Origin of the sequence: Bradyrhizobium rifense, from assembly GCF_008123425.1 — a bacterium.
GTDB classification, from domain to species: Bacteria; Pseudomonadota; Alphaproteobacteria; order Rhizobiales; family Xanthobacteraceae; genus Bradyrhizobium; species Bradyrhizobium rifense.
The window spans coordinates 12,576-33,488 of sequence record NZ_VSSS01000089.1; the positions used below are offsets into that span (position 1 = coordinate 12,576).

Annotated in this window: 18 protein-coding genes; 14 read left to right on the forward strand and 4 right to left on the reverse strand. The window is 64.0% G+C overall.

Features of this window, described 5'->3' with window-relative positions:
• Positions 1–104: 104 nt before the first annotated feature.
• Positions 105–1,817, forward strand: a complete 1,713-nt coding sequence (locus FXB40_RS44185) for a sulfatase-like hydrolase/transferase (RefSeq protein WP_148778513.1) — start codon at positions 105–107, stop codon at positions 1,815–1,817.
• A gap of 11 nt (positions 1,818–1,828) precedes the next feature.
• On the opposite strand, the gene FXB40_RS44190 is transcribed toward FXB40_RS44185, so the two are convergent.
• Positions 1,829–3,388: an ABC transporter permease/substrate-binding protein gene (locus FXB40_RS44190; protein WP_148778514.1), complete on the reverse strand. Its 1,560-nt coding sequence runs from the start codon at positions 3,386–3,388 to the stop codon at positions 1,829–1,831.
• A complete protein-coding gene (locus FXB40_RS44195; protein WP_187437556.1) occupies positions 3,385–4,167 on the reverse strand; it encodes an ATP-binding cassette domain-containing protein in 783 nt (260 codons plus the stop codon). Before FXB40_RS44195 ends, FXB40_RS44190 begins: the two co-directional genes overlap by 4 nt.
• Positions 4,168–4,287: 120 nt before the next feature.
• On the opposite strand from FXB40_RS44195, the gene FXB40_RS44200 reads away from it, so the two are divergent.
• Both FXB40_RS44200 and FXB40_RS44205 read left to right on the forward strand, forming a co-directional pair.
• Positions 4,288–5,106 carry an ABC transporter ATP-binding protein gene (locus FXB40_RS44200; protein ID WP_148778516.1) on the forward strand — a complete coding sequence of 273 codons (819 nt, stop codon included), beginning with the start codon at positions 4,288–4,290 and terminating at the stop codon, positions 5,104–5,106.
• Positions 5,106–5,891 carry an ABC transporter permease gene (locus tag FXB40_RS44205; RefSeq protein ID WP_148778517.1) on the forward strand — a complete coding sequence of 262 codons (786 nt, stop codon included), beginning with the start codon at positions 5,106–5,108 and terminating at the stop codon, positions 5,889–5,891. Before FXB40_RS44200 ends, FXB40_RS44205 begins: the two co-directional genes overlap by 1 nt.
• A 46-nt stretch (positions 5,892–5,937) precedes the next feature.
• Here the strand turns inward: FXB40_RS44205 and FXB40_RS44210 are convergent, their stop codons facing one another.
• A complete protein-coding gene (locus FXB40_RS44210; protein ID WP_148778518.1) occupies positions 5,938–6,387 on the reverse strand; it encodes a cupin domain-containing protein in 450 nt (149 codons plus the stop codon).
• Between the two features lie 139 nt (positions 6,388–6,526).
• On the opposite strand from FXB40_RS44210, the gene FXB40_RS44215 reads away from it, so the two are divergent.
• The 8 genes from FXB40_RS44215 to FXB40_RS44250 all read left to right on the forward strand — a co-directional run bounded on the left by FXB40_RS44215 (position 6,527) and on the right by FXB40_RS44250 (position 13,963).
• The gene (locus tag FXB40_RS44215; RefSeq protein ID WP_187437557.1) at positions 6,527–7,552 is read left to right on the forward strand and encodes an ABC transporter substrate-binding protein; all 1,026 of its coding nucleotides are present in this window, start codon (positions 6,527–6,529) and stop codon (positions 7,550–7,552) included.
• A gap of 29 nt (positions 7,553–7,581) precedes the next feature.
• Positions 7,582–8,286: an NUDIX hydrolase gene (locus FXB40_RS44220; protein WP_148778520.1), complete on the forward strand. Its 705-nt coding sequence runs from the start codon at positions 7,582–7,584 to the stop codon at positions 8,284–8,286.
• Positions 8,287–8,379: 93 nt separating this feature from the next.
• Positions 8,380–9,690, forward strand: a complete 1,311-nt coding sequence (locus tag FXB40_RS44225; RefSeq protein WP_148778521.1) for an ABC transporter substrate-binding protein — start codon at positions 8,380–8,382, stop codon at positions 9,688–9,690.
• A 16-nt stretch (positions 9,691–9,706) separates the two neighbouring features.
• A complete protein-coding gene (locus tag FXB40_RS44230; RefSeq protein ID WP_148778522.1) occupies positions 9,707–10,477 on the forward strand; it encodes an ABC transporter ATP-binding protein in 771 nt (256 codons plus the stop codon).
• Positions 10,477–11,181: an ABC transporter ATP-binding protein gene (locus tag FXB40_RS44235; RefSeq protein WP_148778523.1), complete on the forward strand. Its 705-nt coding sequence runs from the start codon at positions 10,477–10,479 to the stop codon at positions 11,179–11,181. The genes FXB40_RS44230 and FXB40_RS44235 overlap by 1 nt, the downstream gene beginning before the upstream one ends.
• A gap of 7 nt (positions 11,182–11,188) precedes the next feature.
• On the forward strand, positions 11,189–12,070 hold the full coding sequence (locus FXB40_RS44240; RefSeq protein ID WP_148778524.1) for a branched-chain amino acid ABC transporter permease: 882 nt from the start codon (positions 11,189–11,191) through the stop codon (positions 12,068–12,070).
• A complete protein-coding gene (locus FXB40_RS44245; protein WP_148778525.1) occupies positions 12,067–13,086 on the forward strand; it encodes a branched-chain amino acid ABC transporter permease in 1,020 nt (339 codons plus the stop codon). Before FXB40_RS44240 ends, FXB40_RS44245 begins: the two co-directional genes overlap by 4 nt.
• On the forward strand, positions 13,046–13,963 hold the full coding sequence (locus FXB40_RS44250) for a polyphosphate kinase 2 family protein (RefSeq protein ID WP_148778526.1): 918 nt from the start codon (positions 13,046–13,048) through the stop codon (positions 13,961–13,963). The genes FXB40_RS44245 and FXB40_RS44250 overlap by 41 nt, the downstream gene beginning before the upstream one ends.
• A 509-nt stretch (positions 13,964–14,472) precedes the next feature.
• Here the strand turns inward: FXB40_RS44250 and FXB40_RS44255 are convergent.
• The gene (locus tag FXB40_RS44255; protein ID WP_148778527.1) at positions 14,473–15,096 is read right to left on the reverse strand and encodes a hypothetical protein; all 624 of its coding nucleotides are present in this window, start codon (positions 15,094–15,096) and stop codon (positions 14,473–14,475) included.
• A 216-nt stretch (positions 15,097–15,312) separates the two neighbouring features.
• Between FXB40_RS44255 and FXB40_RS44260 the strand changes: the two genes are divergently transcribed.
• From FXB40_RS44260 to FXB40_RS44270, 3 genes are all read left to right on the forward strand, one after another.
• Positions 15,313–17,649 carry a mechanosensitive ion channel domain-containing protein gene (locus tag FXB40_RS44260; RefSeq protein ID WP_187437558.1) on the forward strand — a complete coding sequence of 779 codons (2,337 nt, stop codon included), beginning with the start codon at positions 15,313–15,315 and terminating at the stop codon, positions 17,647–17,649.
• Positions 17,650–17,740: 91 nt separating this feature from the next.
• Positions 17,741–18,739, forward strand: a complete 999-nt coding sequence (locus FXB40_RS44265; RefSeq protein ID WP_148778528.1) for a tripartite tricarboxylate transporter substrate-binding protein — start codon at positions 17,741–17,743, stop codon at positions 18,737–18,739.
• A 303-nt stretch (positions 18,740–19,042) separates the two neighbouring features.
• A complete protein-coding gene (locus FXB40_RS44270; protein ID WP_148778529.1) occupies positions 19,043–20,695 on the forward strand; it encodes an NAD-dependent malic enzyme in 1,653 nt (550 codons plus the stop codon).
• The last annotated feature ends 218 nt before the right edge of the window (positions 20,696–20,913 follow it).

Sequence of the window (20,913 nt, forward strand, 5' to 3'; positions counted from 1 at the left end):
TGTCCGTGACCGTTCAATTACAGTTTTATGACACGGTGCAGGCTTTCCGGCTGCGCCGAACGCCGCAGGCATCATCGCGCCGGACCAGAAGTTGCGTGTCGTCGATGGCGTCCGCGCCCAATTCAGGTCCTTCCGCCACCACCGCCGTCCTGGCGAGCGTCGCCGCGCTCGGCATCTGGCGGCTGCTCGCGGTTGCCGCGCCGCATTTCGCCGCGCTTGCGCTGATGTACGAGACCGAGACCGATTTCGGCTCGCGCCTCTCCTTCCTGCTCGCCTGGGGCATCCTCAACTTCTTCTGGATCACGCAGCTGCGCCGGCCGGCACTGTCGGGTGCGCTGTCGCTGACCATGGTCGTGGTGCTGGTGCTGCTGTCGCGGCTCAAGCACGACGTCGTTCAGATGACGGTCAACTTCATCGACCTGATGATGATCGACCGCGACACGGTCGCCTTCCTGTTCACGATCTTCCCGAATTTGCGCTGGTCGGTGATCGGGGCCGGCCTGGTCACGCTGCCGCTGATGTATGCGCTGTGGTGGCTCGATCCGTTCCGCATCCGCCGCCTGCCGGCACTCGCCGCGATGCTCGCCTGTCTCGCGGGGTTGGTCGGATATTCCGTCTATCATCCGGACGAGGCCTGGCGCGGCTATTACGACGACGGCTATCTCTCAAAATTCTTCCGCTCGGGCGTCAGTGCGGTTTCCGACTTCGCGCAGTATGGCTTCATGGAGTCGGACGCCTCGACCAATGAGCGGCTCAACATGCCGCTGGTCGATTCCTGCCATCCGGCCGGCCGGCGGCCGAACATCATCATGATCCATGATGAATCGAGTTTTGACATCCGCGCCGCGCAGGGCGTCAAGGTGCCCGCTGGTTACGGCAGCCACTTCAAATCCTGGGATGGCAAGGAACGCACATTCCTGGCCGAAAGCAATGGCGGGCCGAGCTGGTTCACCGAATACAACGTGCTGGCCGGTCTCTCCTCGCGCTCGTTCGGCCGCTTTGCCTATTTCGTGACGCGCATTGCGTCGGGGCGCGTGGAGCGCGGCCTGCCGCTGGCGCTACGCCGCTGCGGTTACGACACCATGTCGCTCTATCCCGCCTATGGCGGCTTCATGGGCGCGCGCAGCTTTCAGGTGACGACCGGCGTCGAGCGCTTCCTCGACTCCAGGGATCTCGGCGCGAAGGACGTCGAGCCGGACAGCTTCTTCTACGACAAGGCGCTCCAGTTGATGGGCACGCGGACGCCGAACAAGCCGCTGTTCAGCTTCATCTATCTCGGCGCCAATCATTTCCCCTGGGAGACGCGCTTCCGTCCCGATCTGGTGCCGAGCTGGCGCGCGCCGGGCAACGTACCATCCATCGACGAATATCTGCGCCGGCAGGCGATGAGCGCCGAGCAATACAAGGCCTTCATTGCGGGCTTGAAGAAGACTTTTCCGGGAGAGCCTTTCCTGATCGTGCGCTATGGCGATCACCAGCCTGAGTTCGCGCCCAATCTGCTCGAGCCCGGGCTCGACGAAGGCGCGATCGGCAAGAAGCTCGACGCCTACGATCCGCGCCTCTATGCGACCTATTACGCGATCGACGCCGTCAACTTCGAGCCGGTGAAGAGCGACGCGGTGATGGACACGATCGACGGTCCCTATCTGCCGCTGGTGATCCAGGAAGCTGCCGGCATTCCGCTCGATCCGTCCTTCGCCGAGCAGAGGGAGATCATGCTCCGCTGCAAGGGCATCTTCTACGGCTGCAAGGACGGCGCCGAGGCGCGGCGGCTCAACCGATTGCTGATCAATGCTGGGATGATTCACGGGCTTTAGTTACTGGCATCCTAGCGCCCGCCGACCTTCCCCCACAGCCACTTCGCTACTACATCCGGCGATGAATTCGCATCATTGCCGCTGGCGCGCAGATTGGCCTCACGCATGGTGGCGATGTCGATCTTGCCGAGGAGCGGGCTCAGCGCCGCCTTGAGGCGCTCGTCACCGGTACGCTTCGGCGCCAGCAGCAGGATGGCATCGTAAGGCGGGATCGCTTGCTTGGGATCGTCGAGCGCCACCAGCTCGTACTTCGCGATCAGCCCGTCGCTGGTATAGCCCGCGATCACGTCGACCTCGCCGCTGGCGACCGCCGCATACATGAAATCCGGCTGCATCTGGCGCTGCGCGCTGAACTGAAGACCGTAGGCCTTTTGGAGCGCCGCCCATTCGGGCCGCGAGAAGAATTCGTAGTCGCCGGCAATCGACATCGTCGATGCGTGGGCGGCGAGATCGGCGATGGTGCGGATGCCAAGCGCGTCGGCGCGCTTCTTCGGCAGCACCAGCGCATAGGCATTCTCGAAGCCGAGTTCGCCGAGCAGCGTGATGTCGTCCTTGGCGAGCGCCATCTTCAAATCTGCCACCAGCTCTGCACGCGGCTTGATGTCGGTGCGGTGCAACTGGTTGGCCCAGAGCGTGCCGGAATAGTCGACATAGAGATCGATGTCGCCGGCCTTCAGCGCCTCGAAGATCACGCTCGAGCCGAGACCGGACCGTGCCGTGGCGGAGAGGCCGGCTGCCTGGAGGCGGTCCCTCAGCAGGGCCGAGAGCACGTATTGCTCGGCGAAGGTTTTTGCACCGACCACATAGCCGGACGACGAACGTCCCATCGTCGGCACCAGGGTCGCCGCAACCAGCGCCGCGATGCCGATCGCGCCGAGCCCGGCGCGGAGGCGGCTGCGATTGCGCAGCCCGCTCTCGATCAGGCCGAGCAGTTGATCGACAGCGAGCGCGAGCAGGGCTGAGGCAAAGCAGCCGAACAGCACGAACACCCAGTTCTGGGTCTGGAGCCCCGCAAAAATGTAATTGCCGAGGCTGGTCTGGCCGATCGGCGTCGACAGCGTCGCGGTGCCGATCACCCACACGGCGGCGGTACGGATGCCGGCCATCATGACCGGCAGTGCCAGCGGAAGCTCGACCATGACCAGCGACTGCCGCTCAGTCATGCCGACGCCTTTCGCGGCTTCGATCAGCGCGGGGTCGATGCCGTTGAGCCCGGTGATGCCGTTGCGCAGCACCGGCAGCATCGAATAGAGCGCCAGTGCCAGCATCGCCGGCAGGAATCCGAATGCGGAGAAGGAGACGCCGAACCATTTCAGCGTCACGGACGCCGCAAGCAGCAGCAGCGGATAGAACAGCGCGAGCAGCGCCAGCCCCGGCACGGTCTGCACGATGCTGGCGAGCGCGAGCAGGATGGCGCGCGGCGCGGGGCGGTTGCGTGTGAGGATTGCGAGCGGCAGGCTGACGATCAGGCCCAGCGCGAGCGCGGCGAGGCTCACCCGCACATGATTGCCGAGATAATCGGGCAAGTGCGACAGCGCCTCGCCCCAGCGCGGATCATTCAGGAAGCTCATGCCGCACCGCTCTGTGGTAGCAGCGCGTTCAGCCGCTCGACCTGGCGCCGTGGCGTGCGCAGCAGCTCCAGCACATAGGCATCGCTGCTCGTTGAGAGCTCCGACGGCGTGCCCTGTGCGAGCAGCTTGCCGCCGCGCATGACCGCGATGCGGTCGGCGAGCAGAATCGCCTCCGTCATGTCGTGCGTGATCATCACGGTCGTCAGGCCGAGCCTGCGATGCAGTGAACGATAGTCGTCCCCGAGCGCATCGCGGGTAAGGGGATCGAGCGCGCCGAACGGCTCGTCCATCAGCACAATGCGAGGTTTTGCTGCCAGCGCCCGCGCCACGCCGACGCGCTGGCGCTGCCCGCCCGAAAGTGCCTCCGGCAGCCTGTCACGATGGGCGGCACGGTCGAGCTGCACCAGCTCGATCAGCTCGTCGACGCGCGCGGCGATCTCGGTTGCGGGTGCGCCGAGCAGCTTTGGCGTGATCCCGATATTGTCGGCGACGCTTAAATGAGGAAACAGCCCGCCGCTCTGGAAGACGTAGCCGATCCGGCGCCGCAGCGCGACCGGATCGATGTTCTGGACGTCCTCGCCCTCGACCGTGATGGTGCCGCCATCGGCCTCGATGAGCCGGTTGGCAACCCGCAGCAGCGTCGTCTTGCCCGAGCCCGAGCCGCCGACGATGGCCAGAAACTCGCCGTCGGCGATGTCGAGCGAGACGTCGTCGACCGCCCTGAGGGCGCCGAAGCTCTTGGTGACGTTTCGGTAGCTGATCGCCGGCTTGGAAGGCATCGCGGGTGGGCTCAAGGGCGGGTAAGGGGACGGCCAGCCCCATGCGTAGCACGCTTGGCCGGTTGATTGAACTTGCTCGCGCGAGCGGCTAAGGCATCAAGCCAAGTTCGGAGGAAACACATGACAACGCCAACGGCGGTGGCGCTGGAAGATGCCAAGGTTGCGTTCCGGCTGGGGGACGGGCGGGTCTATACGGCGGTGGAGAAGGCCCATCTCGCGGTCGCGCAGGGCGAGTTCGTCGCCATTGTCGGCCCGACCGGCTGCGGAAAATCCACGCTGCTCAATGTCGCCGCAGGGCTGCTGAAGCCGGCCGCCGGCAGTGTCAAGATTTTTGATCGGCCGCTCGCCGGGCTGAACCGGGATGCCGGCTATCTGTTCCAGGCCGATGCGCTGTTCCCCTGGAAGACGGCGCTGGACAATGTCGCGATCGGGCTCGAGATCAAGGGCACGCCGCGCGCCGAGGCGCTGCCGCAGGCGCAAAAGTGGCTCACCTCAGTGGGTCTCGGCGCCTTTGCGGGCCGCTATCCGCACATGCTCTCCGGCGGCCAGCGCAAGCGTGTGGCGCTCGCGCAAGTGCTGATCCGCGACCCAAAGATCCTGCTGATGGACGAGCCGTTCGGGCCGCTCGATGCGCAGACGCGCCAGGTCATGGGCAATCTGCTGCTCGACTTGTGGAATGCCGACCGCAAGGCCGTGCTGTTCGTCACCCATGATCTCGAAGAGGCGATCGCACTCGCTGACCGCGTCGTGATCATGTCGGCGGGGCCGTCCTCGCGCATCATCGGCGCCTGGCGCGTGACGCTCGCCCGCCCGCGCGACATCTTCGAGGTGCGGATGGACAAGGAGTTCCATGCGCTGCATCGCGAGATCTGGAGCGTGCTCAAGGACGAGGTGATGAAGGGCTACGCGCAATCCACCCACGCGGCGGAGGCGGTCTGATGTCGCGCGTCACGCTGCTTGCGCTGCAAATCCTGGTCGCGATCGTCTGCATCGTGCTGTGGCAGTTGCTGTCGACCGTGCCCTTGTTCGGCAAGATCCTGCTGCCGCCGTTCTTCTTCTCCAATCCGGTCGACGTGTTCGAGCAGATCGTCAAATGGTTCGCCTCTGGCGTGATCTGGAAGCATCTCTGGATCACGCTGGTGGAATCGATCCTGGCCTTCGTGATCGGCTCGCTCGGCGGCGTCCTCATTGGCTTCTGGTTCGCACGCCAGCCGTTGGTTGCCGCGGTGTTCGACCCTTACGTGAAGATGGTCAACGCGCTGCCACGGGTGGTGCTGGCGCCGATCTTCGCGCTGTGGCTGGGGCTTGGCATCTGGTCCAAGGTCGCGCTCGGCGTAACGCTGGTGTTCTTCATCGTGTTCTTCAACGTCTATCAGGGCGTCAAGGAAGTCAGCCGCACCGTGCTCGACAATGGCCGCATGCTCGGCATGAGCGAAGGGCAGCTGATGCGGCATGTCTATTGGCCGTCGGCGCTGTCGTGGATGTTCTCCTCGCTGCACACCTCGGTCGGCTTCGCTGTGGTCGGCGCCGTCGTCGGCGAATATCTGGGATCGGCCGCAGGGCTAGGCTATCTGATCCAGCAGGCCGAAGGCGTGTTCGACGTCGCGGGTGTGTTCGCCGGAATGTTCGTGCTGTCAGCCTTCGTCATCCTGATCGATTACGGGGTGACGTTGGTGGAGCGTCGCCTGCTGGTCTGGCGGCCGACGGTGGATGGGCGCGGCTAACCGCCGGGGGCCCGCGCGCAAGCGCGAGCCCGGAAGCAACGAACGCTTAATCCAGCAGCTTGGTATCGTCAGGTGCCTGCGGCGGCGTCTTGATCGCGATCGCCTTGACCTGGCCGGTGATCGGCTTGGTGCCGCCATGCGGCGTGCCCTTGGGGATAATGACGAGGTCGCCGGGCTTCACCGTGACCTCCTTGTCACCGAACCAGATCGTACCGGTGCCCTCCAGAATGTACTGGATCTCGTTGGTGTTGGAATGCAGGTGCTTCGGCACATTGCCGACCTGGATCGACACGGTGGCGCCGTCAGCGGTCATGAAGGTCTTGGAGCGGTAGCCGACTTTGTTGGCGTCCCCTAGCGCGTCGCCTTCCATCTCGCTGGTATGGATGATCTGCGGGGCGATGCTCTCGGCGGCCAGTGCCGGCCGGAGCAAGTGGGTCGCGCCGCATCCGGCGATAAAGGCGGCAGTGATCGACAGCCCGGCAGCAAGGCGATTCATGGACGATTCTCCCCATCAGGAATGGTTGTTGTGTGGGCATGCTATTGCGCCGAAAGGCCAATGGCCAGTGCCACTTAAGCGGTGCTTCTCAAGCCAGTCCCGCTGCTCTATGGTGCCGCCAGCCGAACGGAGGAAACCAATGAAGAACACGATTGCCAGGCTCGCCAGCGCGCTGCTCGCGCTGACGCTCACCACCGGTTTTGTGGCAGCGCAAAGCAAGGTCACCATCGCGATCGGTGGCGGCGCCTGCCTGTGCTATTTGCCGACGGTGCTGGCCAAGCAGCTCGGCGAGTACGAGAAGGCCGGCCTCAATGTCGAGCTGGTCGACCTCAAGGGCGGCTCGGACGCACTCAAGGCCGTGCTCGGCGGCAGCGCCGACGTGGTGTCCGGCTATTTCGACCATTGCGTCAACCTGGCGGCCAAGAAGCAGGAGCTGCAGGCTTTCGTGGTCTATGACCGCTATCCCGGGCTCGTGCTGGTCGTCGCCCCCTCGCACACGGGAGACATCAAGTCGGTCAAGGATCTCGCCGGCAAGAAGGTCGGCGTCAGCGCGCCGGGCTCCTCCACCGACTTCTTCCTAAAATATCTCCTGAAGAAGAACGGGCTCGATCCGGCCGGCACCGCCGTGATCGGCGTTGGCCTCGGCGCCACGGCCGTGGCTGCGATGGAGCAGGGTCAGATCGACGCCGCGGTGATGCTCGATCCCTCCGTCACCGTGCTCCAGGGCACCCACAAGGATTTGCGCATCCTCAGCGACACGCGGACCCAGAAGGATACGCTCGAGACCTTCGGCGGCGAATATCCGGGTGGTGCGCTGTACTCGACCGTGGCCTGGATCAACGGACACGAGAAGGAGACGCAGGCGCTGACCAATGCGATGCTCGCCACGATCGCCTGGATCCATTCGCATTCGCCCGAAGAGATCATGGCCAAGATGCCGGACGAGATGGTCGGCAAGAACAAGGAGCTTTATCTCGCCGCGCTGAAGAACACGATCCCGATGTTCTCCGAGACCGGTAAGATGGATCCGAAGGGCGCCGATGCCGTGCTGGCGGTGTTCAGCGTCGGTTCGCCCGAGGTGGCCAACGCCAAAATCGACGTCAGCAAGACTTTTACCAACAAGTTTGTCGACCAGGCCAAGAAGACCACGGGGAGCGCCAAATAACTGACGCGAAGGCCTGGTAATCAGACGTCATGACGTCACCCACCATTCATCGCGTCTCGACGCTCGAGCTTGCCGTGCGCCCCGTCGTCTGGCCGTTCGCCGAAGAGCGGCGCGCCGAGATCGAGGCGCATTTCGCCGAGCAGCAACGCGCGCGGCCGAAAATCTGGAACGGCCGGGTTCTGCTCGGACGCGATGCCGTCTTCACCGACGGTCATCTCGCTGCGACCTATTTCGAGACCGATTTCGCCAGCTTCCTGGCCTGGCGCGATTGGGGCTTTCCCGATCCGGCCGTGTTCAACGGGTTCGGCATGGCCGCGCTGCGCACCTCCGATGGCGCCTTCGTAATGGGCGAGATGGCACATCACACCGCCAATGCGGGACGCATCTACTTCGCGTCAGGCACGCCCGACCTCGATGATGTCAGGGGCGACACGCTCGACATTCCCGGCAGCGTCGTCCGCGAGCTCGAGGAGGAGACCGGTCTGCTCCCCGCCGATTATTCGGCGGAGGCGGACTGGCACTGTGTCGTCACCGGCAGCGCACTTGCCATGATCCAGATCCTCAACCTGGATATGCCGGGTGAGGCGGCTCGCGCGCGGATCGAAGCCAATCTGGCGCGCCAGGACGAGCCGGAGCTTTCGGCCATCCATCTCGTGCGCGGAATGGATGATCTCACGCCGACCATGCCGCGATTTGTCACGGCCTTCATCGCGCAGCAGTTCGCCCCGCGCTGAGGCGCGAGGCTTGACATCGCGCGCCCCAACCCATGTGATGGGTGCAAAAGCAAAACAAAAAATTGCAATGCACAATCGTCCAGGGAGGTTTAGATGCGCCCGCGCATGGCTGCCCGCTTGGTACGTGGGCTGTTGATCGCAATCGCTGCGATGGGTTTGACGGTTTCGGCCCAAGCTCAAGACAAGAAAATCAAGATCGGCGTGATTTTCGACCTGACCGGCCCGCTCGCGGGCGGCGGCTCCGAGCTCGAATATCTCGGCACCAAGATCATCCTCGATCATTTCAGCAAGACAGGCGTCGAGGGCTACAAGGTCGAGGCGGTCTACGCCGACGCGCAGAGCAAGCCCGACATCGCCATCAACGAATCCGTCCGCCTGCTCGAGCAGGAGAAGGTCGACATGGTGCTCGGCTTCTTCTCCTCGGCGCAATGTGTGCCGGTCGCTGCCCGTGTCGAGCAGCTGAAGAAGTTCATGTGGATGACGACCTGCATCTCGTCCGCCGTGTTCGCCGACAAGAACTACAAATATGTCTTCCGCCCGCAGGCGAGCGGCGACCAGTTCGGTGCGATGACGATGGATTTCATTGCACAGAATGCCCAATCGAAACTCGGCAAGGAGCCGAAGGATCTCCGCGTCGCCATCATCCACGAGGACGGTTCCTACGGCGTCGACGTCTCCAAGGGCAACGAGGCCGGCGCGAAAAAGGCGGGCTTCAACGTCGTGATGAAGGAGGGCTATTCGGCGACCGCACCGGATCTCTCGGCGCTGGTGACCAAGCTGAAGCGCGCCAAGCCCGACGTGATTTTCCACACCGGCTACAACCCTGACATCACGCTGTTGCTGCGGCAGGCGCGCGAGCAGGGCCTGAAGTTTGCAGCCCTCGTCGGCCACGGCGCCGGCTACGGCGTCTACGAAAAGCTGAAGGAAGGGATGGGTGCCGACGCGAGCTTCATCTTCAACACCGATCCGATCTCGATCTGGCTCGCCAACCAGAAGACGATGAACCCGAAGCTTGCGCCGGTCATCAAGATGGTCGGCGAGGAGTTCGACAAGATCAAGCCGGGCGTTGCCATCCGCTCCGCCCATGTCGGCATCGGCGCGTCCAACACCTACGTGTTCATGGATGACGTCCTGCCGCGCGCCATCAAGAAGTATGGCGGGGTCGATCCCGAGGCGCTGCGCAAGGCGTCGCTCGACACCGACATCCCCGAGGGTGGCACCATGCTCGGCTTCGGCGTCAAGTTCTACGGCGAGGGCACACCGATGGCGGGCCAGAACGAGCGCTCGTTCCCGGTCGTGATCCAGTATATCGACGACAAGTCCTCGGTGGTGTGGCCCAAAAGCCAGGCGCAGCGCGAAGCCGTGCTGCCGCTGCCGAAGGGCACCACCTACAGCAACCAGTAGCAGCGGAGCGGGGGCGGTGCTGGAGGTCAGCGGATTGGTGAAGCGGTTTGGCGGCTTCACCGCTGTCAACAACGTGTCGTTTAGGGTCGAGCAGGGCGAGATCCTTGGCCTGATCGGTCCCAACGGCTCGGGCAAGAGCACGATCTTCAACATGCTCTCCGGCACGCTGGCGCCAAGCTCAGGATCGATCCTGTTCGATGGCTCGGAGATCGCGGGGCTGGCGCCGCACCGGATCATCAACCGCGGCATCGGCCGCACCTTCCAGATCCCGCGGCCGTTTCGGCGGCTGACCATTTTCGAGAACGTCGCGCTGGCCGGCTTCTATGGCCAGGGCCGCCACAGCCGCGTCAAGGCCGAGGAGGCGGCGGAGCGCTCGCTCGCCATGGTAGGCTTGCCGACCGATCGCCACGCTAGCGTCGACGGCCTGGGCGCGGCCGGCTTGAAGAAGCTCGAACTCGCGAAAGCGCTCGCCACCGCGCCAAAACTTCTGCTTGCCGATGAGAGTCTCGGCGGTCTCGACGAGACCGAGATGGGCCAGGCGGCCGACATGCTGCGCAACATCCGCGACGAGCTCGGTATCACCATCATCTGGGTCGAGCACATCATGGGCGTGCTGATGCGCGTCGTCGACCGCGTCATGGTGCTCGATCACGGCGAAAAAATCTCGGAAGGCCTGCCGAGCGCGGTTGCCGGCGATCCGCGCGTCATCGAGGTCTATCTCGGCACCGATGCCGAGACCACGCAGGCTGCGGCCGCCGAAGCGCGCCGCCGTGCGGGAGGCCAATGATGCTGGAGCTTCGCGGTGTCAATGCCGGCTATGGCACGTTCCAGGCGCTGTTCGACGTCAATCTCGACGTAAGGGCCGGTGAGGCCGTGGGCGTGATCGGTCCGAACGGCGCCGGCAAGACCACGCTGATGCGCGTCATCTCCGGCCTGATCCGTCCCTCGCGCGGGTCGATCGCCATGGAAGGCGTCGATGTCATCGCAACGCCGCCGCACAAGATCGTCAGCCTCGGGATTGCACATGTGCCGGAGAACCGGCGGCTGTTTCCGCAGCTCTCGGTCGATGACAATCTCAAGATGGGCGCCTTCATGAAGGAGGCGCGCGGGAAATACGCCGAGCGGCTGGAGGTCGTGTTCGACCTGTTTCCGCGGCTGAAAGAGCGCCGCCATCAGATGGCCGGCACCATGTCCGGCGGCGAGCAGCAGATGTGCGCAATCGGCCGCGCGCTGATGTCCAATCCAAAACTTCTGCTGCTCGATGAACCATCGGCGGGGCTGGCGCCGGTCGTGGTGCAGCAGGTGTTCGAGCTGGTGAAGCGGATCCGCGGCCGCGGGCTGACGGTGCTGATCGTCGAGCAGAACGTGCAGCAGGTGCTGCGCGTGGTCGACCGGGCCTATCTGATCGAGGCCGGCACGATCCGCGCCTCAGGCACCTCGGCCGAGATGCTGGCGAGCGACACGGTCAAGGAAGCGTATCTCGGGGTGTGAGGAGCATATGCAGGGTTTCCTGGACATTTTCGACATCTATCTGCTGGAGGCCGTGATCAACGGCATCCTGCTCGGCGGCGTGCTGGCGCTGCTCGCGCTCGGGCTGAACCTGATCTTCGGCGTCATCGACGTGACCTGGATCTGCTACGCCGAGCTCGTGATGATCGGCATGTACGCGATGTATTTCCTGGTGCAGTATTACGGCATCAGCTATTTCATCGCCGCACCGCTGACCATTCTGCTGGTCGCGATCCTCGGCGCATTGCTGCATTATCTCGTGATCGCGCCGTTGTTGACGGCGCCGCCGATCAACCAGCTGCTCGCAACCGGCGGCGTGCTGTTCGTGCTGCAGAGCTTCGCCACCGTCGCCTTCGGCATCGACTTCCGTAACCTCGGCATCCGCCTGCCGGTGCTCGCCTTCGGCGACATGAACTTCAGCTACGCACGCCTGCTGTCGTTTCTGGCCGCGCTGGTCGGCATGGTCGCGGTCTATCTGTTCATGACGCGAACCTTCACCGGCACCGCGATCCGCGCCATCTCGCAGGACCGGCAGATCATGGCGCTGATGGGTGTCGATACGAAGAGGATCTATCTCATCACGTCCGCGATCGGCGGCGGGCTGGCCGGGCTCGCCGCTTGTCTGCTGGTGCTGCAATACGACGTGCACCCCTTTGTCGGCCTCTCCTTCGGGCCGATCACCTTCCTGATCTGCGTGCTCGGGGGGCTCGGCAATTTCATCGGCGGCTTCATCGCGGCCTTCGTGTTCGCCGAGATCATCTCGCTCGGCGGCCTGTTCTCCGATCTCGAATGGGGCTACGTGCTCGCCTTCGCCTTCTTCATCGTCATGATGTTCATCCGGCCCGCGGGCCTGCTCGCGAGGCGCCGATGACGCGGCAGGGCCGGCTCGTGGCTTGGGGGATAGGACTGGCCGCGCTGGTCGCGCTGCCGTTCGTGTATCGCGATCCCTATCATCTGCACATCCTGGTGCTGATCCTGATCTGGTCATTCGCCTACACGTCGTGGTCGATGATGGGGCGGTTCGGCCTGGTCTCGCTCGGCCACGGCGGCTTCATGGGGATCGGTGCCTATGTCACCGCGCTGCTGTGGAATCATCTGGGCCTGTCGCCCTGGATCGGCATCCCCATCGGCATGGTCGCGGCCGGCGTGCTGGCGCTGATCGTCGGCTATCCCTGCTTCCGCTTCCGCATCACCGGGCATTACTTCGTGCTGGTGACGCTCGCGCTCTCCGGCATCGTGCTCCAGGTCATCACGGCCACGCGCGACTATACCGGCGGCTCGCTCGGCTACACGCCGAACCGCGCCTCGGGCAACAAGCTGCTGGCGCTGCAGTTCGACGACAAGATCACCTGGTATTTGATCGCGCTGGCGGTGTGGCTCGTCGGCATCGTCGTCTGGCACCTGATCGACCGCAGCATGAGCCGCTATGCGCTCGAGGCGATCTCGGAGGACGAGGACGCGGCTGCCGCCGCCGGCGTCGACGTCACCGCGGAGAAACTGAAGATCACGCTGATCAGCGCTGTGATGACGGCGCTGGCGGGCGCGATCTATTGCCAGTACCAGATGTTCATCACGCCCGACACCGTCTCCGGCATCGCGGTGTCGCTGCAGATGGTGTTCGCGGCCATCGTCGGCGGTCTGTTCGTCTCGCTCGGTCCGACCGTCGGCGCCGTCATCACCATCATGCTAGCGGAAACCCTGCGCATCGGCTTCGGCACCAAGGCGGTCGGCTGGGACAACCTGGTCTACGGCGTGCTGCTGGTGCTTTTCATCATATTCCTTCCCAAGGGCATCCTTGGTAGCCTGCTCGACCGATTGAAGCCGCAACGCAAGGTGCCCCGCGCTCATGAGCAAAAAGCCGTCCAAATCGCTCGCCCAGGAACTTGACCGCTACATCACGCCATTCCGGCATGACGGGTCCGGCAAGTTCCACCTGAAGACCTACAAGACCAACGAGAAGGGCGATCTGGACAAGGAGGCGGCGCAGGAGATTCTCGACGCCAACAAGAAGCGGCTGGTCGCGTTCCAGGAGAAGCTCTACGCCCAGGACCGCTGGTCGGTGTTGATCGTGTTCCAGGCGATGGATGCCGCCGGCAAGGACAGTGCGATCAAGGCGATCTTCGAGGGCATCAATCCGCAGGGCTGCGAGGTGTCTTCCTTCAAGGCACCGAGCAGCAAGGAGCTCGATCACGATTTCCTCTGGCGCCACGTCATCGCGCTGCCGGAGCGCGGCCATATCGGCATCTTCAACCGCTCGCATTACGAGGAATGCCTGGTGACGCGCGTGCACCCGGAGATCCTCGCCAAGGAGAAGCTGCCACAAAAGCTCGTCACCAGGAACATCTGGAAGGAGCGGTTCGAGGACATCTCCGCCTTCGAGCGCTATCTCAGTCGCAACGGCACCGTGGTGCTGAAATTCTTCCTCAACCTCTCCAAGGAGGAGCAGCGCCAGCGTTTCCTCGACCGGCTGGAGGAGCCGGCCAAGCAGTGGAAGTTCTCGATGGACGACATCAAGGAGCGCGCCCTGTGGCCGCGCTACCAGGCAGTCTACCAGGACATCGTGCGCCACACGGCAACGCCGCATGCGCCGTGGTATGTCGTGCCCGCCGACCACAAATGGTTCGCCCGCGTGGTGATCGGCTCCGTCATCGTCGCGGAGCTCGAGAAACTGGATCTGCGCTTTCCGCGCGCCGACAAGGCCTCGGCGGCGGAGTTCGAGAACGTCCGCAAGGCGCTGGAGAAGGAAGGCAAGGGGAAGCGGTAAGGCGCGTCTCCGAACGATCTCCGCTCTCCCGGTTCTCGAAAACAACCCCATGCACAGTAGCCGACGGTCGCAAAATCAATGGCTTGACCGCCGGCTCAAACAACATTCGGAATTAGCGAATATCACTTGACCCGTCGGGCAAAACAGGGGCATGATGTCACCATCGCGCCTCTTCACTTCAGCGGACAAATCCTCTGGTCGGTCGACGCGGAACCGCTCCGCAAATGTGATCCTCAGGCGGTCGATCCCGCTTGACAGTTTTATGTCATGGGAGGACCATCGATGCGGTCGCAAACAAGCGACGCGTAACGTCCACATCATGAGCAAGGGGAGGTCTATGACTCCACCTCCGCAGATCCAGCCGCGTTAAGTGCGATGGAGCTCGTTCGGACTATCGCATAGCGGCAGAAACCGCGAACGGCACGCCGGGTTAAGGTTTAGTGGGCTGCATCAGCGAGGCATAGCCCCTACCTGCCCGGCGCTGTGCGTTTTGGACCCTCGCGCGTCGACTATGCTTTCTTCTGCACGCCGAAGAGATCACCGAGCCAATGATAATACACCGGCTGCTTCTCGTGCAGCGTGGCGCGGTCGTTGGGGGGACGGTCGACATTGCCCCAGAGGTAGAGGCTTCCCGTCACCGCAAAGAACTCCTGTACGTTCTTCAGCACGTAGGAGTCCGGCGGATAGAGTTCGTTCTGCCTGGCGATGCCGTAGAAGCGCACGAGGTCCGGATTCTCCAGCGCGCCCGGCAGGACGCGGAAATGATAGGCGTGGAGCAGCTCGTGCAGCAGCACCGGCTTCTCCGGCGCAACGACGGCCGCGTCAACCGTGACGCCCTCGACCTTGGATGAGAAGTGTCCGCCGCCGTCGCCCTGTCCGGGCTTGACCGAGACCGGCTGACTTTTGAAGAAGGTCATGATCGCGGGCTTGGCGCCGCATTCGACGACGATGTCGATCTGATGCTTCAGCGATGCGACGACCTCCTTGATGTTCGGCTGGCCCTGCGCGGCGCTGGTGTCGACCGTGATGCCGCGATAGGTGAAGGTGGGTCCGCTCTGTGCGACCGCGGATCGCGTGCCGAGCAGGACCGCAGCTCCCGCAAGCACGAGCCGGCGCCGATCGAAATCTGTCATGTGATGCCCCCGAATTCCCACAGCAATTTCTCATGCTTTTGCGACATTGACCATGACGCGGTTCCATCACATTTGCGTTGCAGCAAATGCCAAGAGATGGTCGCCTGATCGGCAAACTTCCGACACATGATCGGGGCGAATAGCCCCATCCGACATGACGCAGTGCTTCGCGGTCACGATTCCGCCGGCGCATTTCATTTATTTTGGGGAATCCGCGTGTCGCACAAATTTGTCTCGGCGCTTTTTGCAGCGCTCTTCCTCGCCATCTCGTCTTTCTCCCCAACTCACGCAGGGCCGCCTGCGCCGGCCGCCAATGGCACGGCCGCACTGTCGCCTGACGAGGCCAGGCGGGCGCTGGAGACGCTTCAGGACGACAAGAAGCGCGCCCAGATGATCGATACGCTGCGCGCGATCGCGAATGCGTCCGGTCCACAGCAGCCGGCACCCGCGCCCGAGCAGAAGTCACCGATCCCGCTGTCGGCGGACGGCCTCGGCGCGCAGCTTCTGCTCACGGTGTCCGAGCAGATCGGCGAGATCTCGCGCGATGTTGCCGACATGGCGCGGACGCTCACGCATTTTCCGGCATTCTACTACTGGATCGTGCGCACCGCGAATGATCCCGACGCTTACAACCTCCTGATCGAGATCGCCTGGAAGCTGGCGCTGGTGTTCGGCTGTGCGCTTGCGGCCGAATGGGTGATCGTCCGCCTGATCCGGCGTCCGGTCGTCTTCCTCGAAGGGCGCGTGCCGCAGACCGCGCATCTGCCGGCACAGGCGCTGCCCATTGCCGATCCACCGTCATCGGTCGCCGATGTCACGCCATCGCCGGAATTGCACAAGCGCAGGCACAGCCTCGCGCGGGTCTGGCAGCTGTTGCTGCGGCTACCCTTCGTGCTGGGGCGGCTGTTGCTCGAACTGCTTCCGGTGGTCATTTTCGTTGGCAGCGCGACCGCACTGCTTGGAACGGAGATCGGCGAGCCCGCCACCGTCCGCCTCGTGATCCTTGCCGTCGTCAACGCCTATGCGTTCTCGCGCGGGCTGATTTGCGTCGTCCGTGCACTGGCCGGCCCGTTCGGCCTGTTTCCGGTGCGCGCAGAGACGGCAGCCTATATCGAGATCTGGGCGCGTCGCATCGTCGGCGTCAGTGTCACCGGCATTGCGTTCGCCAACGTCGCGCTGCTGCTCGGCCTGCATCGCGCCGGCTACGCGGCGCTCATTCGTATGGTAATGCTGGTCGTGCACCTCTTCGTCGTCGTCATCATCCTGCAATGCCGCCGCCAGGTCGCCGATGCCATCCGCGCGCCTGCGGATCGGCAGGGGCTTGCGGCGCGCCTGCGCAATCGCATCGCCGGCGGCTGGCATTATCTGGCCATCGCGCTCGATCTGGCGCTGTGGGCGGTCTGGGCGTTGAACATCCGCAACGGCTATTCGCTGCTGCTGCAATATTTCGTCGGCACCATCGCGGTGGTGCTGATCACGCGGGTCGCGATCATGGTGACGCTGAGCCTGATCGATCGCGGCTTCCGCATCCAGCCGGAAATCCTCCATCGTTTTCCGGGGTTGGAGATCCGCGCCAACCGCTATCTGCCGCTGCTGCGCAAGATTGTCTCCGGCGTGATCGCCTTCATCGGCTTCGTCGCCGCGCTCGAGGTCTGGGGCGTCGATGCCATCGTCTGGTTCTATGGCGGCCAGATCGGCGGCCGGCTGATTTCGGCGGTGGCGACGATCGGTGTTGCGGTGTTCATCGCCGCGGCGGTCTGGGAGGCCAGCAACGCGTTGCTGGACCGGCAGATCAATACGCTGTTGCGCGACGGACATTATGCCCGTGCCGCGCGGCTGCGAACCTTCCAGCCGATGCTGCGGACGGCACTGCTGTGCGTGATCGCGACCGTCGTCGGCCTCACGGCACTGAGCGAGATCGGCGTCAATGTCGCGCCGCTGCTCGCGGGTGCCGGCATCGTCGGCATTGCCATCGGCTTCGGTTCGCAAAAGCTGGTGCAGGATCTCATCACTGGGCTTTTCCTGCTGCTGGAGAACACGGTCCAGGTCGGCGATACCGTCAGCGTGTCGGGCCTGTCAGGCGTGGTCGAGAACGTCTCGATCCGCACCATTCGCTTACGCGCCGGCGACGGCGCCGTGCACATCGTGCCGTTCAGTGCGGTGACGACCATCACCAATGCCAGCCGTGGCGCCGGCAATGCCTCCGTTAGTATCAATGTCGCCTACAAGGAAGACACCGACCGGGCCGGCCAGATCCTCAAGGACATCGTCGAGGAGATGCGCCGCGAGACGGAATTCCGACCGTTGATCCGCGGCGACCTCGAACTCTGGGGCATCGACAAGGTCGATGGTGCCATGGTGTCGATCGTCGGCCAAATCCGTTGCACCGAGGCCGGCCGCTGGCCGGTCCAGCGCGAATTCAACCGCCGCATGAAGCTGCGCTTTCAGCAGAACGGCATCGAGGTCGCCTCGGCCACCCAGACCATTTTGATGCACGTTGCGCCGCCGGCCGATGTCGCGACCAATCTGACGCCGCGGCGGGCGGCGGGATAAATTTCCAGCTTGCCTCCGTTCACGCGGCAGCGTTCACTCACCCTCCAGTCCGCTGATGACATGCGGGCGAGAAGAAGCTTGGGAGTAGGTGATGCGGGGGCTGTGGGCCGGATTGCGCGGTCATGTAATCGTCATGTGTGCGTTGATCGGATGTGCGGCGTGGAGCGCACCCGGCCAGGCCCAGTCGTTCCCCTCCCGTCCTATCACCCTGGTGGTCCCGTTCGCCGCCGGCGGGCCGACCGATACGCTGGCGCGGATCCTGTCGGAACGGATCGCAGCCGGGCTGCATGCGACGATCGTGGTCGAGAACGTCGCCGGCGCGTCCGGCAGCATCGCGGGCGCGCGCGTCGCGCGTGCGACGCCTGACGGCACCACCATCACCATCGGCCATTGGGGCACCCATGTGCTCAACGGCGGGATCTTCAAGCTGCCGTATGATGTGGTCGCCGATTTCGAGCCGGTCGCGCTGGTGGCGATGGGCACGCAGCTGATCGTCGGCCGGAAGTCGCTCGAGGCCAACAATCTGAAAGAGATGATTGCGTGGCTAAAGGCCAATCCCGGCAAGGCCACCGCGGGGACCGCCGGCGCCGGCACCGGCGCGCATGTTGCGGGTGTCTTCTTCAAGGAGAAGACCGGCACCGACTTCCAGTTCGTGCCCTATCGCGGTGCGGGGCCCGCCATGATCGACCTTGTCGCCGGACAGATCGATATCATGTTCGACCAGGCCTCGAACTCGCTGCCGCAATACAAGAACGGGGCGATCAAGGCGTTCGCGGTGACGTCGCCGACGCGGCTCGCATCCGCGCCCGACATTCCGACCGTCGACGAAGCGGGCCTGCCTGGCCTGTACATCTCCTATTGGCACGGCATCTGGGCACCGAAGAACACGCCGAAGGAGATTGTCACAAAGCTCAACACGGCCATTGTCGCGGCCCTTGCCGACGCTTCCGTCAAGCAGCGCTTTGCCGAACTGGGCCAGGAGATTCCGCCGGCGGACCAGCAATCGCCCGCAGCGCTTGCCGCCTTCCAGAAGGCCGAGACCGAGAAATGGTGGCCGATCGTGAAGGCCGCGGACATCAAGCCGGAATAGCTGTACAGCGCCACAAGCACTGCTCCTCATCCTGAGGAGGCCGCGCAGCGGCCGTCTCGAAGGATGGCCGCCGGCAATATGGGGCCTTCATGGTTCGAGACGCGCGAAGACGCGCTCCTCACCATGAGGGGCACGAGTTGCCCCGCGGCGTTAACCTTTTGCGCCGCCTGCAACGCAGTCTCTCGCGAAAATCTCGCTGCGGTGCGAGATCACAATCGCAGCGCAAGGGGCAACGTCCTTGATCTCGATGGAACGCTGGCCGACAATGTCTGCCCTTCAATAAGAAACTCCCTGGGGGAATTCGTGAATAGACCTGCTCGGGTCAGCGCCCATTCGACATTATCCGATTCCGCGCACGGCATGACGCTGTTGCGCGACCCCCTGCTCAACAAGGGCACCGCTTTCACGGAAGAGGAGCGCGATACGCTCGGCTTGCGCGGCCTGCTGCCGCCCTGCGTGCTGACGATGGAGACGCAGGTCGAGCGCGTGCTCGTTAATCTGCGCACGCTGCCGACAGATCTGGAAAAATTCGTCGCGCTGAACGCGCTGCATGACCGCAACGAGGCGCTGTTCTTCCGCGTCGTGGTCGACAATATCGACGAGATCCAGCCGATCATCTACACGCCGACGGTCGGGCTCGCCTGCCAGAAATACGGCCTGATCTACCAGCGGCCGCGCGGCATGTTCATCTCCTCGCGCGACCGCGGCCAGATCGCGGACATCCTGAAGAACTGGCCCAATCCCGCAAAACTCATCGTCGTCACTGACGGCGAACGGATTTTGGGACTTGGCGATCTCGGCGCCAACGGAATGGGTATCCCTGTCGGCAAGCTCTCGCTTTATTCTGCCTGTGCCGGTGTGCATCCCGAGCACTGCCTGCCGATCGTGCTCGACGTCGGCACCAACAACGAAGAGCTGTTGAACGATCCCTATTATCTCGGTCTGCGCGAACGACGGCTCACAGGGGAGGCCTATGACAGCTTCGTCGACGAGTTCATGACAGCCGCGCGAAAAACGTTTCCCGATGTGCTGATCCAGTTCGAGGATTTCGCCAACCATTCCGCGTTCAAGCTGCTGCACAAATACCGGGATGAAGCCTGCGTCTTCAACGATGACATCCAGGGCACCGCAGCGGTTGCGCTCGCAGGCCTGTTTTCGGCGCTGCGGGTGAGTGGCGGCAAGCTCCGGGATCAGCGCATCCTGTTCCTCGGCGCCGGCGAGGCTGCGACCGGTATCGCCGATCTCGTCGTCTCCGCCATGATGGCGGAGGGCGCAACAGAAGCCGATGCGCTCCGGCGCAACTGGCTGGTGGATTCCCGCGGCCTCGTCGTCAGCGGCCGCGATGGTTTGCACGGCCACAAGCTCCGTTATGCCCATAAGGATCAGGCGCCGATCGCCGACTTCCTCACCGCGATCAAGACGCTGAAGCCGACGGCGATCATCGGCGTTGCCGCGGTGGGCGGCGCCTTCACGCCCGAGGTGCTCAAGGCGATGGCCGAGCTCAACGAGCAGCCGATCGTGTTCGCGCTGTCCAACCCGACCTCGAAGGCCGAGTGCTCGGCGGAGGATGCCTATCGTTACACCCAGGGCCGCGCGCTGTTTGCCTGCGGCAGCCCCTATGATCCGGTCAAGCTCAACGGCCGCACCTTTGTGCCGCGCCAGGGTAACAACTCCTACATCTTCCCCGGCGTCGGCCTCGGCGTCATCGCCAGCCGCTCGCGGCTCGTGACCGACGAGATGTTCATGGCGGCGGCCCATACGCTCGCCAATTGCGTCGGCAAGGAGGACCTCGATCAGGGCAGCCTCTATCCCGCGCTGCCCCGCATCCGCGAGGTCTCGGCCCGCATCGCGGTGGCCGTCGCTGATGTCGCCTATCAGCGCGGGCTCGCGGATGGACCCGCGCCCAACGATGTCAAGGGCCTGATCCAGTCGCAGATGTACGAGCCGAAGTACTAAAGGGGAGAGCTCGGCCTGCATGGTTCGAGACGCCCGCTTAGGCGGGCTCCTCACCATGAGGGTCTGGCATCTCGCTGCAAACGCGACCTCATCCTGAGGGCCCGCCGCAGGCGGGCGTCTCGAAGGATGGGCCGCAGGCAAGCTGCCCGCGGCCGGCCGGTTCCGCCGGAATCGCCGTTGTCTGCCCGCGCCTGATGTGCGACGGTCCGTAACGTTAC

Coding starts and splice junctions, on each gene's coding strand:
- FXB40_RS44185 (WP_148778513.1), top strand. CDS start 105: ATGGCGTCCGCGCCCAATTCAGGTCCTTCCGCCACCACCGCCGTCCTG.
- FXB40_RS44190 (WP_148778514.1), bottom strand. CDS start 3,388: ATGAGCTTCCTGAATGATCCGCGCTGGGGCGAGGCGCTGTCGCACTTG.
- FXB40_RS44195 (WP_187437556.1), bottom strand. CDS start 4,167: ATGCCTTCCAAGCCGGCGATCAGCTACCGAAACGTCACCAAGAGCTTC.
- FXB40_RS44200 (WP_148778516.1), top strand. CDS start 4,288: ATGACAACGCCAACGGCGGTGGCGCTGGAAGATGCCAAGGTTGCGTTC.
- FXB40_RS44205 (WP_148778517.1), top strand. CDS start 5,106: ATGTCGCGCGTCACGCTGCTTGCGCTGCAAATCCTGGTCGCGATCGTC.
- FXB40_RS44210 (WP_148778518.1), bottom strand. CDS start 6,387: ATGAATCGCCTTGCTGCCGGGCTGTCGATCACTGCCGCCTTTATCGCC.
- FXB40_RS44215 (WP_187437557.1), top strand. CDS start 6,527: ATGAAGAACACGATTGCCAGGCTCGCCAGCGCGCTGCTCGCGCTGACG.
- FXB40_RS44220 (WP_148778520.1), top strand. CDS start 7,582: ATGACGTCACCCACCATTCATCGCGTCTCGACGCTCGAGCTTGCCGTG.
- FXB40_RS44225 (WP_148778521.1), top strand. CDS start 8,380: ATGCGCCCGCGCATGGCTGCCCGCTTGGTACGTGGGCTGTTGATCGCA.
- FXB40_RS44235 (WP_148778523.1), top strand. CDS start 10,477: ATGCTGGAGCTTCGCGGTGTCAATGCCGGCTATGGCACGTTCCAGGCG.
- FXB40_RS44240 (WP_148778524.1), top strand. CDS start 11,189: ATGCAGGGTTTCCTGGACATTTTCGACATCTATCTGCTGGAGGCCGTG.
- FXB40_RS44245 (WP_148778525.1), top strand. CDS start 12,067: ATGACGCGGCAGGGCCGGCTCGTGGCTTGGGGGATAGGACTGGCCGCG.
- FXB40_RS44250 (WP_148778526.1), top strand. CDS start 13,046: ATGAGCAAAAAGCCGTCCAAATCGCTCGCCCAGGAACTTGACCGCTAC.
- FXB40_RS44255 (WP_148778527.1), bottom strand. CDS start 15,096: ATGACAGATTTCGATCGGCGCCGGCTCGTGCTTGCGGGAGCTGCGGTC.
- FXB40_RS44265 (WP_148778528.1), top strand. CDS start 17,741: ATGCGGGGGCTGTGGGCCGGATTGCGCGGTCATGTAATCGTCATGTGT.